Below are 15,114 nucleotides of genomic sequence, written 5' to 3'. Positions count from 1 at the left end.
GCATCGGTCTGCAAGGATACTGCGCCGCTTGAAGTCCTGTCATCCGGTCGTCAAGCATTCAACTTGGTTTGAACGAGCCGAAAAAGGTTTCAATGTTGTCATCCGTGAAAGATTTCTCGTCGCCCAGCATCAGCACCTGCATCACCTGGGTCCGGCGCGCCAGCAGTCGCACCACCAGCCGCTGTGGCCGCCCGCCGGCCTGGCCGCGGGCATCGACGTCGATGCTGCGGGTGTTGCCCTCGGCAGGGCCGGGCAGCAGCGGCCGGGCGGCTGCGCCCGGCTCGGCGCCGATATTGGCCAGCAGCGCATTGCGCATGGCGTCCAGCGCCGCCGCTGCGGTGGCGGGGTCTCCCAGCTCGGCGGTGGCTACCGCAAAACTGACGCCGCCGGCCTGCGCCGCGGTCATGTGCATCTCCACCCGATGGCCACCCAGGTTGACCGGGCGACTGTAATGGGCGGGTCGGGCCGGCAACAGCACCACGAAATCGATGCCCTGGCCGGGTTGCGGCCGCACTTGACGCCAGTTGTAGGTCGGCGAACACGCCGCCAGCACCAGTACCAGCAACAGCGGCAGGATGGCCAGGGCGGCCGACCGCCCAGCCGCGCGCCTCAGTTGCATTCGTTCCGGTAGCGCTGTTCGGCGTCGGCCAGCGGGTCGCTGGCAACGCTGCCCACCGGGCCGGCGGAGGCTTGGCCGTTACGGCGCGGGCTGTCCGAATAGAACGGCCGGGATTCGGCATGTGGCATGCTGCGCGCCCGGTCCATGCGCATGCGCAATTCGCGGCAGGCAGCGCTTTCGCCATTGCCTTGGTTCAAGCCTGGGCGAGGCGCCTCGCCGGGTTGGGGCGCAATCGCCTTCCTGACATCGGTGGCATAGGGATTGAGGTAGTTGCTGGCGTTGTTCTGCGCCAGCGCCGCAGGGCCGGCCAGCAGCATGATCATCGGCAGGGACAGCCATCGGGTAGAACGAATCATCGAATCCTCGGCGAAAAGACGCGACCGGGCCGCGCCGCGTGATCATAGCAAACAGGCGAGACGGCATTCATGCCAATCTCGAACAAACACCAAAATCGGACATTGTCCGACAGTAGGGGCCGTGCGCTTACGGTATAACGAGTAGGCGAAAAACAATCACTCATCATTGGAGACCCTATGCAGCCCAACTCCTCCCCGCTGCCGGAACTGACCCTGCGCGGCATGATCCTCGGCGCGTTGATCACGGTGGTCTTCACGGCGTCCAATGTCTACCTGGGCCTGAAGGTCGGCCTGACGTTTTCCTCGGCGATCCCGGCCGCGGTGATCTCGATGGCGGTACTGCGCCTGTTCGCCCACGCCAATATCCTCGAGAACAACATGGTGCAGACCCAGGCCTCGGCGGCCGGCACGCTGTCGTCGATCATCTTCATCCTGCCGGGGCTGGTGATGATGGGGCATTGGCACGGTTTCCCGTTCTGGCAGACGGTCGGCATCTGCGCCGGCGGCGGCATGCTGGGGGTGATGTTCTCGGTGCCGTTGCGGCGGGTGATGGTGGTGCAGGGCGACCTGCCCTATCCCGAAGGCGTGGCCGCCGCCGAGATCCTGCGCGTGGGCAGCGCCGAGGCCGGCGGTGACGAACAGACCCGGCGCGGCCTGCGCGACATCCTGTTCGGGGGTGCGCTGTCGGCCGGCTTCAGCCTGGCGGCCAGCGGCCTGAAACTGTTTGCCGAGAACCTCAACCTCTGGTTTGCCGCGGGCGCCTCCATCCTGCGCCTGCCGCTGGGTTTCTCGTTGGCGCTGGTCGGTGCCGGCTACATGATCGGCATCGTCTCCGGCATTGCCATCCTGATCGGGCTGGTGATCGCCTGGGGCGTGGCCGTGCCTTACCTGAGCGCAGTCACCCCCCGTCCCGATGGCGCCACGCTGGCCAGCGTGGCCACCGGCATCTGGAGCAGCCAGGTACGGTTCATGGGGGCCGGCATGATCGGCGTGGCCGCGATCTGGACCCTGGCCACCCTGTTCCAGCCCATGGTGGCCGGGGTCAAGGCCTCGCTGTCGAGCCTGTCGCGGCGCGGCCAAGGCAGCGGCGAACGCATCGACCGCGACCTCTCGCCGACCTGGATCATCATCATCAGCCTGGCCATGATCGCCTTGTTGGCAGTGGTGTTCTGCAGCTTCCTCAGTGATGCGCCGCTGTCGGCGGGCCTGTTCGCGGCGCTGGTGGTGTATGCGGTGGCATTCGCCTTCATCTTCGGTTTCCTGGTGGCCGCCGCCTGCGGCTACATGGCCGGCTTGATCGGCTCTTCGGCCAGCCCGATCTCGGGCATCGGCATCGTCGCCGTGATCCTGGTGTCGCTGCTGCTGCTGGTCTCGGGTACGGTCGATCCGCTGCTGGCCACGGCTGCCGGCAGCAAGCTGGCCATTGCCATCTCGTTGTTCGTGACTGCCGCCATCATTGCCGTGGCCGCCATCGCCAACGACAACCTGCAGGATCTCAAGACCGGCCAACTGGTGGGTGCCACGCCATGGCGCCAGCAACTGGCCCTGCTGATCGGCTGCGTGGTGGGTGCACTGGTCATTGCACCGGTGCTGAACCTGCTCTACAACGCCTACGGTTTCACCGGCGTGTTGCCGCGCGCCGGCATGGATCCGGCACAGGCGCTGGCCGCGCCCCAGGCGACGTTGATGACGGCCATCGCCACCGGCATCTTCACCCGCGAACTCAACTGGACCATGCTGGTCATCGGCGTGATCCTGGGGATGGTGCTGATCGCCATCGATCACCTGCTGGCACGCCGCGGCGGCGTGGCGCGCCTGCCGGTGCTGGCCGTGGGTATCGGTATCTACCTGCCGCCCACGGTAAGCACGGCGCTGTTCATCGGCGCCGTGCTGGGTTGGGTGATCGACCGCCAACTGCGGCGACGCGCGCTGGCGCTGGGGGTCGAGTTCGAGGCGCATGCGAGCGGGCCGCGCCAGCGCGGCATCCTGGTGGCGTCGGGACTGATCGTCGGCGAAAGCCTGGTGGGTGTGCTGCTGGCGGCAGTCATCGGCGTGACCGGCAGCGACGCGCCGCTGGCGCTGGCCGGTGCCGGCTTCGCACAGGCCAGCCAATGGCTGGGGCTACTGGCGTTCGCGCTGATCGTGGCCCTGATCGCACGGCGCGTGCTGTCTACTCGATGACGGCGAGTTAGCGGCCCGACACATCCATCTTGAAGGCGCCGACGATGGTGGCCAGTCGGGCCGCCTCGGTCTGCATCGACGCCGCCGCTGCCGCCGCCTGCTCCACCAGCGCCGCATTTTGCTGCGTGCCTTCATCGATATGGGTGATGGCCAGGTTGATCTCGTCGATGCCAGCGCTTTGCTGAGCGCTGGCATCGGCGATTTCGCCCACGATGGTGCTGACGTTGCGAATGCTCTCGACGATCGCCCCCATGGTCTGGCCGGCGGTGGCCACCAGGCGACCGCCGTCGGCCACCGTGTTGACCGAGTTGTCGATCAGCTCCTTGATTTCCTTGGCGGCCTGGGCGCTTCGCTGCGCCAGGCTGCGCACCTCCGAGGCCACGACCGCGAAGCCCCTGCCCTGCTCGCCGGCGCGGGCGGCTTCCACGGCCGCATTGAGCGCCAGGATGTTGGTCTGGAAGGCGATGCCGTCGATCACGCTGATGATGTCGGCAATCTGGCGCGAGGATGCATTGATGGCTTCCATCGTCTGCACCACATTACCCACCACCTCGCCGCCCTCGGCGGCGATGCCGGAGGCCGCGCTGGCCAATTCGTTGGCGCGCCGCGCATTGTCCGAGTTCTGCTTCACGGTGGAGGTCAACTGTTCCATGGCCGAGGCGGTTTCCTCGAGCGAACCGGCCTGCTGCTCGGTGCGTGCCGACAGGTCCTGGTTACCCGAGGCGATCTCGGCCGAGGACACCTTCACGGTATCGCTGGTATGGCGGATCTCCAGCAGGATGTCGGTGATCTTCGAGACGAACTGGTTGAACGAACGGGCGATCTGGCTCACCTCGTCGGCGCTGTCTTCGGGCAGCCGCATGGTCAGGTCGCCGTTACCCGAACCGATGCTGTCCATCGCGTTGCGCACCTGCTGCAGGCGACGAAACACGGCGGTGGTCACCACGCTCATGACTGCCGCCGCCCCCAGCGCCACCAGCACCAGCGCGATGATGGCCGATTGCATCGCACTGCGCATGCCGGCATTGGCCTCGGCCTTGTCGATGGCCACCACCAGGGTCCATTCGGTGCCCTTGATGGGCGCGCTGTTGATCAGCTTGGCGGCGCCGTCCAGGTTCATCTCGACCAGCTTGGTGTCGGCCTGCAAGGCGGCGATGCGTTCCGGAGTGAGATCGGCGTTCCATTCCTTGGCAGGCTTGTTGACGCGATTGACATCGGGATGGGCCAGCAGCAGGCCGTCGCGGTCGACCAGGAACGCAAAACTGGCCGGCGTCGGGCGGATCGAGCGCACCACTTCGCTGACCCCGTCCAGGAACACGGCGGCGGCCACTACCCCCACCAGCGTGCCTTCCTGCTTGACCTGTGCGGTAAAGGACACCATCGGCTTCTTGGTGGCGACGTCGGTATAGGGTTTGGTCACCACCGGCTTGCCGGCCTTGACCGATTGCAGGTACCAGGAGCGCTGGGTGGGATCGTAGCCGGGCGGCAAGCCATCGGCGCTCGACGTGAAGGCGGTCTTGTCCTCGCGGCCGAAGGTGGTGACGTAGAAGCCGCCGCTCTTCTGCAATTGCCGGATCACGAACACCGGCTCGGCGCCCAGCACACCTTCGGCGGCGGCGGCCGTCATCGAGGCCCTGCCCGCGACCCATTCGTTGATGGTCGCGGCAAAGCCGGTGGTGATGGTGTGGGTGCTGCTATCGAGCGCGCGGTCGTGGTCGCTCTTGACGATCACGAAAGATACCGCGCCGACCACTGCCAGGCTCAGCGCCAGCAGCGCGATACTGGAAAACATGATGCGTGCCTTGATGGATTTGAACATGGCGCTTTTCCCCTTGATAAGCGTTTATCTATTGTCCTGGTTCCATGCGCAGTCGCTACCCCATGCGACCGAGCGGATTTCGCAACATGAAGTATTGGCGCGGCAGCCGGTATTCCATTGCGGGGATAAGGCCCCTGTTTTGCGGCTTGATCAGCTGTTTGCGCCACGCCGCGCGGCGTGCTCGCGCGCAACATTTGCATCAGGCAACTTAGTACAGTTGCCGTGGCTTGCATGGAACTCCGGGCCTGGCGCCATCACTGATGAAAAAGAGTGGCTGCGGAGGCGCCGGGGAATCCTGAAGGCCCATGGTTTGCATGTCTTGTCGATCCGCAGCGCACTTCTTCCGACCCGTCTCTGAAGGCATCATGGCTACCATTTCTTCCTTGTCTGCGACACAAGGCATTTCATACGAGCAGCAACACGCGCCTGTCGCAGGTTCGTCCGCCGCCACGCGCGTGGTTCCGATCTCCAACAAGCGTACGGCGCAGTTCACCACGCAATCGTCCGCGCAAAAGAAACTGTTGCGGCAGGTCGAGCAGTCCAACCTCCTTCATATGCAACACCTGTGGGTATCACGCTCGCGCAGCAACCCTGAGCGGACCACGTCGAACGCATTCCGGATGGGGCTGCAAAGTTCGTGGTTGACCCTGGCCAGGGCGCGTCCCGACATGCCGCTCAATGCCATCGCTCATCTCTGGACCGATCGCCGCTCGCTCAAGGCCTTGTACATGCCTGTGGCTGGCACGGGCTTGCCAGATCTCGAAATTCCCTACTCGATGCTGGATCGCGTACCGGTCAGCCTGCACGGTCCGGATCACCTGGACCGGCTCATCAACAGTATCTCCAACCGTGATGCGAGACAGTTGGCCCGCGCCCTGGTGCATCACGAGACCTCGGAGAACATCTGCCTTCGCAAGGACCTGCTCACGCTGGTCTTGGCTGCCACCTACCAGGCATCGACCAGGCGTAGGCAATTGAATGTCCAGGCCGATATCGACGTCGTCAAGGGAACCCATGCAATGGGTGTGCGTAACGGTGGTTCGCAGCAGGAGCCGATTGACGACGAGGTCCCCTTGAACCTGGATGAACGGGACGCCATAGAGGCCGAGTTGCTGGCGCCGTTCCCACAGGCCACCGAGGACAGGCTGAAGGCCTGGAGCAAGGCGCCCGACCGAGGAATCGGGGTGGTTCCCCCGCAACGCGAGCGCACCATTGCCGATACCTATCCCACGCAACGTCGACCGGATGCCGAAGAGAACCTGGCAAGATCGATGGATGCGCTGATGCAGCGCGGGTTTGCCAATCTGAAAATGGCAAACGACGTGATCGCGTCCACGCCGCATCACCCACGCACATGGGCGGTAGCGTTCAAGACAGCGCATGTGCTGCGCACCGGCCAATGGCAGTTCGACGGTGACCCGGCATCGATGGCCCACCGGCAATACATGGCCGGGGTTGCACCGCAGCCGGCGCCGATGTCGGCGGAGATGTTCGAGATGCTGCAGGAGTTCGCCGGTGAGGTGCAAGATCTGGCCGCCACGCTTCATTCGATGACCCACGATGCGGCCATTACCGATCCCGAGGCGATGACCCAGCGGCAGCGGATCGACATGTTCATGCTGGCAGAGCGTATCCGCCAGGCCGAACCGCTGCTGCAGGACAAGGTGGACGTGCTGCGGGTGACGGCGGACAACCCGCGGGCGTCGCCGCAGGAGAAGGAGGAAGCGCTGGCCAGGATCGCCGCCATCTCCGGCGTGTACGATTGGGTCGGCAGTTTCATCGAGTTCTTCGTCAATCTGCATACCTACATGCCACAGGTGGAATACAGCGCGGCGCCACTCGATGACGAGGTGCGGGAGTTGTTCAGGAATACGCTAGGCGCCAGCCCGGTCGCCATGCAAGGCGACAGCTGGAAGTCCAACAAGTTGAGGGTCCCGGAGGGGACCGACGAACGTGACTTCGACCTGATGGAGCATCGCCAGATGTTCCGCGAGATCGTGGACATGCTGCGCCAGCAACCTGCGCGTACCACTAACGATATCGTCGACATGGCGGTGTGATCGGAGCGTGCGGGGGCGCTGCCGCAGGCGTTCCCTGAGCGCTCCGTCAGCGCTCTTCAACGCCCGGCGATACTGGATAGCCTCGCCGACATGCTCGCGCCGCACCTGATGCGCGTCGTCCAGGTCGGCGATGGTGCGGGCCAGTCGCGGCACCCGATGGTAGGCCCGCGCCGACCAGTCCAGTCTTTCCATGGCCCGTTGCAAGAGGGCCTCGCCTGTTTCGTCGGCGCGGCAATGCTGGTCGATCTCGCTAAATTATTTAGCTGCTTACCAGCGCCTGCGTGGGTCAGGCGGTGCCGCGGATATCAGAAAATGGTCTACCGGGAATACCCAGGTAGGCTGGAGGTCGACCAGTTCGATCCGGAGCGTTATATCAGCCCGGACGAACTGAAAGGGATCGGCATCAACGGCGAGAGCGCTTTCGACTTCCGCGAGCGGACCTACAACGCATCCCGTTATCACGACGCCATTACCGCCATCAGCGATGCCGCAAAGCTCAATGCCAGCGGCAGCATCACCATCGATACTGGTTCGCTGACCAATGATGCCAGCGACATCCTGGCTGGCGGCGCGATCAGCATCAACGGCGGCAGCGGCGGTGGCGTGGTCAACAACATCGGCTATTCGGTCAACAAGACCGTCGTCAGTACCTCGGTCGACCATTACGACCGGAACGTCGGTCACCATACCTACACCACCATCAACGATACCGATGTGACCGCGCTGCAGACCATCGATGCCCGCATCCAGTCCAATCAGGCAGTGTCGATCAGCGCGCAGAACATCGGCAACACCACTGTCGGTGCCGCTACCATCGTCGCACCCGGCAGCAGTGCTTCGACAACCCGTGTGAGTGGTGCTTTTTCCACGCAGGTCGCTGGCGCCACTGGCGGGCAGCGCATCGCCTCCGTCGCGCTGCACATCAATGGCGCCGGCACGGCCACCAGCATCGCCTTGTCGACCGGCGGGCTATTCTCGCTGCGCCCGGCGCCGCAACAGCAATACCTGGTCGAAACCGACAGCCGCTTTACCGACTACAAGACCTTCCTCGGCAGCGATTACATGCTGGGCCGTCTGACGATGGACCCGTCAATGACGCAGAAACGGCTGGGCGACGGCTTCTACGAGCAGAAGCTGATCAACGACCAGATCGCCGAACTGACCGGCAGGAAATTCCTTGATGGCTATACCAATGCCGAGGCGCAGTATAAGGCGCTGATGGACAGTGGCGTAGCCAGTGCCAACGCCTTCCAGCTAACACCGGGCATCGCCCTCTCGGCCGAGCAGATAGCCTCGCTGACCAGCAACATCGTCTGGCTGGTCGATACCGAAGTCACGCTGGCAGACGGCAGCACACAGCGCGTGCTGGTGCCGACGGTGTACCTGGCTCATGGCGGCAGCGCCACTCTGCAAGCCAGCGGAGCGCTCATCGGCGGCAGCGATGTGACGCTGGCGGCCGATACGATCAGCAACAGCGGTATCGTGCGTGCCGATGACCAGCTTGCCGTTACCGCCCGCAATATCAACAACACAGGCGGCGAGTTGCGCGGCGACAAGGTCGACGTACTGGCCACCGGTACGCTTGATATTGCGACGGACTTCCAGAACAACGGCAGGCAGGGCAGCGTCACGGGCCGTCAGGTTAGCCTGGTCGCCAATGACATCAACATCATTGGCGGGAAGATCAAGGCCGGCGATACGCTCGAACTGGCCGCCAACAACAACCTGACCATCGCTGCCGCCACTGCCCAGCGCGATGTGAAGCTAGCCTGGGACAGCGCTGGCGAGAAGGCAGAAAACCTCGGCCTGATGCGCAACGGCGGCATCACCTCCCAGCTGCAACAGGCCATGGGAAGCTCCATCGAGGCCGGTGGCGACGCCAGCTTTGCAGCTGGCCGCAATATTGCCGTACGCGGTTCGTCCATCGACGTCACTGGCGATGCCGCCTTGATGGCGGGCGGCTCGGTAGAGGTCAGCGCCGTCAAGACCGCTACCGACAGCGTGGTCACCGGACGCAGCGATCGCTACGACCTCGACGTGGTGGGGCATACCGAAAACCTCATCACCAGCCAGATCGCCGCCGGCAAGGGCCTGAGCATCGTTGCCAGCGGCCAGAATGGCAGCGGTGATATCAACCTGCTCGCCAGCCGGCTGTCGAGCAAGGACGGGATGGTGACGCTCAATGCAGCAGGCGACATCAACATTGGCGCGCTGCAGAAGAACAATGATAACCGCATCGATGAACGCGGCGGCAAGGCCTGGATGAAAACGAAGGACAGTTCTTCCGTGGCCGCAGGCAGCCTCATCGAAGGCGAGAAGGGCGTCAACCTGATCGCCACCGGCCGCAGTGATGCCAAGATCAGCGTGGCCGGCAGCGATATCTACAGCAACGGCACCATCGCCATCCAGGCCAAGGGCAACGTCACCATCGCCGAATCGCGCTCGACCTCGGAAGAGTGGCAGCAGGCCCATTCGGAGAGCCGCGGCTTGTTCTCGCGCAGCTCCTCCGACCGCCTCGACCAGATCCGACAGGACATCGCCAACGGTAGCACCCTCAGCGGCAACAAGGTCGTTATCGAGTCCGGCAAGAATATCTCCGTACGCGGCAGCGATGTGGTCTCCACCGAACTGACCTCGCTACGCGCCGCCAACGACGTCACCATCACCACCACGCAGAACCTGACCGAGCAATCCCACACCAAGGAAGATCACAAGTCCGGCTTGATGGGAGCGGGCTTCGGCGTCAGCATCGGCAGCAAGGGACAGGAGGCGAACGGGTGGGGCGCCAGCGTCACCAACAACGCCAGCACCGTGGGCAGCGTCAACGGCAACGTCAATATCATCGCGGGCAACGCCTACAGCCAGACCGGAAGCCAGGTGGTGGCACCACGGGGCGACATCAACATTATCGCCAAATCGATCGATATCGGTGCCGCGTATGATGCGTCGACCTATACCCAGGAGAACAAGTACAAGCAGAGCGGCCTGACGTTGGCCATCAACAGCCCCGTGGTATCGATGCTGCAAACCGGGCAGCAGTTGATCCAGGCCGGCCAGAAGACCAGTGACACGCGCATGCAGGCGCTGGCGGCGGCAACTGCCGCCAAGAATATCTATGAAGGCGGTGCCGCGCTGGCGGCCAATCCGACCGATACCACCGGCTTCAAGATCACGTTGAGTCTGGGCAGCTCGCAAAGCAGCAGCACCGTGACGAATGCTTCCAGTACTGCTGTGGGCAGCGCGATCGGGGCAGGCGGCACGGTCAACCTTATTGCCACCGGTGCGGGTAACCGCAGCGACATCAACATCGTCGGTAGCGCCGTCAGCGGCGGCGCCAACGTCAATCTCGTGGCCGACCACCAGATCAACCTGGCGGCGTCGCAAAGCGTGGCCAGTCAGCACGGCAACAACAGCAACAGCGGCGCCAGCATCGGTATCGGCTTCGCCATGGGTGGCAGCCAGAATGGTTTCACGCTGGAATTGGGCGCCAGCCGTGGGCGCGGCAACAGCGACGGCGAAGACGTGATCAACAACGCCACGACGATCAGCGCCGGCAACCGCGCCAGCCTGATCAGCGGCGGCGACACCAATCTGCGCGGCGCCACCGTCACGGCCAACTCGGTGGCCGCTGCCGTAGGCGGCAACCTCAGCATCGAAAGCCTGCAAGACAAGAGCACCTACGACAGCAAGCAAAGCAGTGCCGGCATCGGCCTGAGCCTATGCGTGCCGCCGTTCTGCTACGGCGCCAGCTCGGTGAGCGGCAGCTTGTCGGCTTCCAAGGCCAAGGGCGATTATGAGAGCGTGGTCACGCAGGCCGGTATCAAGGCCGGCGACGGCGGCTACCAGATCGCCGTCGCGGGCAATACCGACCTCAAGGGCGCGGTGATTGCGAGCACCGCCCAGGCAGTCGCGGACGACAAGAATTTCTTGCAGACCGGATCCCTGACCTACAGCGATATCAAGAATCACGATTCGTATGAGGCGAGCGGCTACTCGGTGAGCGGTTCCCTGAGCAGCAAGGTCGGCGATCAAAGCAAGCCGCCGACGGAGGCCGACGAGAAGGCCGCCAATACGCCAACCGGGCTGGGCGGCAGCCCCGGCTATTCCGATGCGCAGGGCAGTCAGTCCAGCGTTACCCGTTCCGGCGTGAGCGGGGGAACGATCGTCATCACTGATGCGGCTGCCCAGAAGGCTGCCAATGGCATGGAGGTGGCTCAGTTGCTGGCGTCGCTCAACCGCGACGTCGATTCCAGCAACGACGCCAGCGGCGCCTTGTCGAAAGCATGGAATGGCGAGGCGCTGCGTCAGCAGGTCGAAGCTGAGGCGCGGATCGTGCAAGCCTTTGGGCAGACGGCGGCCAAGGCCATCGGCGACTACGCCGACACCAAGAAGATCGAACTCAAGACAGCGGCCGATGTGGCTGAGAAGAATGGCGATTCGGCGTTGGCGCAGAAGCTCAGGGACGAGGCGGCAGGCTGGGACGAAGGGGGAACCTCGCGGGTGGCGGCGCATGCGGCAGCGGGCTTGCTGGGCGGAGGCCTAGCGGGAGGACTGGGTGCGGCGGCTAGCGCCCAGCTGATGCCTGCGCTGGCCGCCCGCATCAAGGAAATGGGACTGCCGGAGGAGTTGCAAGGCGTAGTCACCGCTGCGGCAGCTGCGGGAATCGGCGCGATTGTCGGGGGCGGCGCCGGCGTTGCTACGGCGGTCAACGTCGACCTGAACAATCGCCAGCTGCACCAATCGGAACGGGCCCTGCTTTCTACGCTTGCCAAGAACAAAGCCGTCGCAATGTGCGGCAGCGATGCGGATTGTGTGACAAGGCAAACACTGTTCTGGTCGGACATGCTCGAGCGTGTCGCCAATGGGCTGGTCGACAATGTCGAAGCGGGAAAGAACATGGACTATCTCGCTGCCCTGGTCAAGGCATCCGCTTCCCCGGATAGCGAGGGAGCGCGCGGCGGGTTGGAGGCCTACCTGAATGCATGGCAAAGCGCACAGGATTTGTTGAAGCCGTACATGAGTACGCCCATCGTGATCAATGGCGTGCCTATTAATGGCGATGGGGCGGTTCAAACCTATTTTTCCGCTACCGAGCCCCAGCGTGCGGATAAATACCTCAATGCCGCCCTGGCGCCGCCACCTGATGCGCTGGTTCCCGGAAAAGCGGAGAGAGAAGCGGACCGCATCAACGGTTTCCTGGCGCAAAACGGCAGCGCGTTGAAGGATTATTTCTTCGAAGAAAATATCCTGGGCGGGATGTTCGCGACCAAGGCCTTGGGGCTGCTGGGACGGCTGCTTGGTAATGAGACCGACTTGTTATTTGCGGGTACTATCAACTCATCTGGCAAAGGGGCAAGTGGTGGACTAAATATAACCAGCGATATTGCCCCCACTACTAAGGGCTTAGTGCAGTACGGTCCTTTAAGTAACCCTGGACCTCTTCCTCCATCTATCGCAAGCACATTCAGAAGCGGCACATATGCCGAAACAGTAACTACCGAGCCAACGGCACTGTATCGAGTATATGGAGGCGCCGCCGATCAACTAGGAGGTTATTGGACTACAACTGCACCCTCGGGACCAGTTCAATCAATCATAGATAGCGCTTTAAATCCTGCATGGGGAAACCTCGCCACTTTGGTTGTAAAAATAGAAGTTCCTGCAGGAGTACGGTTGTACCAAGGGCAAGCTGCTGCGCAAGGTGGCTTGGTCGGCGGTGGAAATCAGGTTCTCTTTCCTAGAAATGTCACAATCGATCCAGCTTGGATAAAACCATGATCAAAAATTGTAATTGGGAAGTAATAGATAGTTTTCGATCCAATTCTGAATTTAAGAGATTCATAGATTGGATTGAGTCGCAAGTTGCTGAAGGTATTGCTATAGAGGTGTCTGTTAAAGATTTATATGCAGTCGCTGGTCTAACCGAACGATGGTTTCAGTGTCTATCCTCTAAGTGCATTTGGCGGCTGGTTTATCCTGATGGGCCGTTTCACGGGTATTGGGGTGCGGTAACGTAATGTTAAAAAGTGGCGATTTGCTGAGGTGGCGTTGACGGCGGAAATCTCGCCAAGCGCAAAGTCGCGAGAGCCCCCACGCCCCGTTTTTAAGGGACACATATGACGCACTACCACGTCGAGCCTAAAAACGGGATAGAACCTGCGCTCGTACTAGATTTTCAATGTATGACACGCAGCTCAATTGCGCCTGGAATTCCAGGTGGATGCTTTCACTATGGCCGCAGCTATCCCAATATCAATGGGCCGGCCTGGATCACATACAGCAGTTTGCGACCAACTGGATGGACCTACAACCACGAACGCCCTAACATGGCCTTGGGCGGAATCACCCCGAAACAGCAGCTGGCCATGGCTGCTTGACGTTTCTACTTCTGGCGAACGTGAGAAATGGGGGGATTACCGACCGCATCAACGGTTTCCTGGCGCAAAACGGCAGCGCGTTGAAGGATTATTTCTTCGAAGAAAATATCCTGGGCGGGATGTTCGCCACCAAGGCCTTGGGGCTGCTGGGGCGGCTGCTTGGTAATGAGACCGACTTGTTATTTGCGGGTACTGTCAACTCATCTGGCAAAGGGACAAATAGTGCAGCTGGGGCAGTTGATGATGCAGTAGCCACAAGTACGACTGGAAAAATTATAAATGTCGATTCCAAGGGTAATGCCTTGGCTGGCGATTGGTCTGCGACAAAAACTCTATCTGCCCCCGAAAATGCACTTGCGCATTGGACAAAACACGCAAGTGAATTTCCCGAGTTCAAGAATGCTTCTCAATATGTAGAAGAAGCACAAAATTTTGTTAGCAATCCTCCTACAGGTGTTTTGACAAAAACAAAGCCGAATGGTGATGTAATGTTCTACGATCCGGCTACAAATACTTTTGCTGTCAAAACTTTAACAAATGCTCCCCGAACTATGTTTAGACCAACGGACGGGATTAACTATTGGAACAAACAATGAATGTTCATCAAGATAACCTTGTGGCTTGTCCTTGTTGTGGGAACCGTGCCATCTCAGAATTAGGAGAGTATGAAATTTGTCCTATTTGTTTTTGGGAGGATGATCCGGTGCAATTGTCTGATCCGAACTACGTCGGAGGTGCGAACCCATGTAGTCTCAATCAGGCTCGCGAGGAGTGGTTTAGAAAAACAAATAAATGTTGAGCTTCAGGTCCCATTCCCAGCAGCGCCTGAAAAGCAAATCGTCACGATTTGCTGAGGTGGCGTTGATGGCATAAATATCGCAAACTGGAAATTCGCGGAAGGTACCGTGCCCCTTTTTAAGGGGCACCCATGACGCACGACTACTCCGAGCACAAAAAACAGCAGCAAAGTCGCGCCCGTGGCTGCCTATGGCGTGAACGGTTTACTACCCAGGAAATCAAAAGCTCTGACGCAATTCTGCTGGCCGATGGCGTAATTAAGAACCCGAGTGTGGTGAGGGAACTGACAAGTGATGGGGCGAATATTGCCGACTGGGGTAAGTACACAACGCAGTCAGTAACGATGCCAAATGGACAATCAATGCAGCTTCATTACTACATGAATTCGGTTACTGTAAGGTCGATTACGTTACGTCGGACTTCAAAGTGAAAGGGGTGGTGACGCGATGAAAGTACGTTATGCAAGGCTGCGTGACTATAAAGGACAAGGTGATGATCCAAGCTTCACGATAGGAAAGATATATATTGCTCTTGGTGTTCGTTTCCCGCCAGAAGGTCGTTCAGTAATGATCACGGTTCAGCGAGACTCAGATAGCACGCCGGTCTTGGTGGAGCTTCAATACTTCGATGTTATCGATCCGGCAGTTCCTAATTACTGGAATTTTTTGGATTTCGATAGCGGGAGCTATTCCATAGCGCCCAGAGAGTTTGGCGGCGATTTCTGGGATCGCTTCCATGATGCTGATCCAGATGCGGAGAGGACATTCCGACAAGTGATAAAGAGGATTGAAGTCTTCCATGCGGAACTTGCCACTCCGTTGGCAGCAAGATAAATACGATTGTGTACGCTGTATAGAAAATTTGTTCCACGCAGTGTGGTTCAGAAGGCCGCCAATACGCCAAC

Annotated in this window: 11 protein-coding genes and 1 pseudogene; 8 read left to right on the top strand and 4 right to left on the bottom strand. The window is 61.1% G+C overall.

Annotated features, from left to right (window positions below):
- Nucleotides 1-58 precede the first annotated feature (58 nt).
- Both PMI40_RS16815 and PMI40_RS16810 read right to left on the bottom strand, forming a co-directional pair.
- Nucleotides 59-619 (bottom strand): hypothetical protein, encoded by a 561-nt coding sequence (locus PMI40_RS16815; RefSeq protein ID WP_008117729.1) that lies wholly within the window; start codon nucleotides 617-619, stop codon nucleotides 59-61.
- A complete protein-coding gene (locus PMI40_RS16810) occupies nucleotides 610-975 on the bottom strand; it encodes a hypothetical protein (protein WP_008117727.1) in 366 nt (121 codons plus the stop codon). The genes PMI40_RS16815 and PMI40_RS16810 overlap by 10 nt, the downstream gene beginning before the upstream one ends.
- Before the next feature lie 177 nt (nucleotides 976-1,152).
- Here PMI40_RS16810 and PMI40_RS16805 point away from each other — a divergent pair, with 177 nt between their 5' ends.
- The gene (locus tag PMI40_RS16805; RefSeq protein WP_008117725.1) at nucleotides 1,153-3,156 is read left to right on the top strand and encodes an OPT family oligopeptide transporter; all 2,004 of its coding nucleotides are present in this window, start codon (nucleotides 1,153-1,155) and stop codon (nucleotides 3,154-3,156) included.
- A gap of 7 nt (nucleotides 3,157-3,163) precedes the next feature.
- Here PMI40_RS16805 and PMI40_RS16800 read toward each other — a convergent pair whose 3' ends face one another.
- Nucleotides 3,164-4,975: a methyl-accepting chemotaxis protein gene (locus PMI40_RS16800; RefSeq protein WP_008117723.1), complete on the bottom strand. Its 1,812-nt coding sequence runs from the start codon at nucleotides 4,973-4,975 to the stop codon at nucleotides 3,164-3,166.
- Between PMI40_RS16800 and PMI40_RS24195 the strand changes: the two genes are divergently transcribed.
- Nucleotides 4,947-5,333 (top strand): hypothetical protein, encoded by a 387-nt coding sequence (locus PMI40_RS24195; RefSeq protein WP_162130383.1) that lies wholly within the window; start codon nucleotides 4,947-4,949, stop codon nucleotides 5,331-5,333. The two genes, PMI40_RS16800 and PMI40_RS24195, sit on opposite strands and share 29 nt — an antisense overlap.
- Nucleotides 5,281-7,035, top strand: a complete 1,755-nt coding sequence (locus tag PMI40_RS16795) for a hypothetical protein (protein WP_157221594.1) — start codon at nucleotides 5,281-5,283, stop codon at nucleotides 7,033-7,035. Before PMI40_RS24195 ends, PMI40_RS16795 begins: the two co-directional genes overlap by 53 nt.
- 126 nt (nucleotides 7,036-7,161) lie before the next feature.
- On the opposite strand, the pseudogene PMI40_RS24620 reads toward PMI40_RS16795, so the two are convergent.
- Nucleotides 7,162-7,227, bottom strand: a pseudogene (locus tag PMI40_RS24620) (hypothetical protein); the annotation flags it as partial.
- A gap of 42 nt (nucleotides 7,228-7,269) precedes the next feature.
- Here PMI40_RS24620 and PMI40_RS16790 point away from each other — a divergent pair.
- From PMI40_RS16790 to PMI40_RS24065, 5 genes are all read left to right on the top strand, one after another.
- The gene (locus PMI40_RS16790) at nucleotides 7,270-12,813 is read left to right on the top strand and encodes a hemagglutinin repeat-containing protein (RefSeq protein ID WP_162130382.1); all 5,544 of its coding nucleotides are present in this window, start codon (nucleotides 7,270-7,272) and stop codon (nucleotides 12,811-12,813) included.
- Between the two features lie 595 nt (nucleotides 12,814-13,408).
- Nucleotides 13,409-14,008 (top strand): hypothetical protein, encoded by a 600-nt coding sequence (locus PMI40_RS24070; protein ID WP_157221592.1) that lies wholly within the window; start codon nucleotides 13,409-13,411, stop codon nucleotides 14,006-14,008.
- Nucleotides 14,005-14,211, top strand: coding sequence for a CPCC family cysteine-rich protein (locus tag PMI40_RS23380; protein ID WP_081496483.1), 207 nt, complete (start codon nucleotides 14,005-14,007; stop codon nucleotides 14,209-14,211). Before PMI40_RS24070 ends, PMI40_RS23380 begins: the two co-directional genes overlap by 4 nt.
- A 129-nt stretch (nucleotides 14,212-14,340) precedes the next feature.
- The gene (locus PMI40_RS23375) at nucleotides 14,341-14,640 is read left to right on the top strand and encodes a hypothetical protein (RefSeq protein ID WP_081496482.1); all 300 of its coding nucleotides are present in this window, start codon (nucleotides 14,341-14,343) and stop codon (nucleotides 14,638-14,640) included.
- 16 nt (nucleotides 14,641-14,656) lie between these two features.
- Nucleotides 14,657-15,043, top strand: a complete 387-nt coding sequence (locus PMI40_RS24065) for a hypothetical protein (protein ID WP_157221591.1) — start codon at nucleotides 14,657-14,659, stop codon at nucleotides 15,041-15,043.
- Nucleotides 15,044-15,114 lie beyond the last annotated feature (71 nt).

The sequence above is a fragment of the Herbaspirillum sp. YR522 genome, from assembly GCF_000282575.1.
Lineage (GTDB): Bacteria > Pseudomonadota > Gammaproteobacteria > Burkholderiales > Burkholderiaceae_D > Herbaspirillum.
Note: the sequence above shows the minus strand (reverse complement) of the source record. Positions and strands in the feature narration are given on the sequence as shown.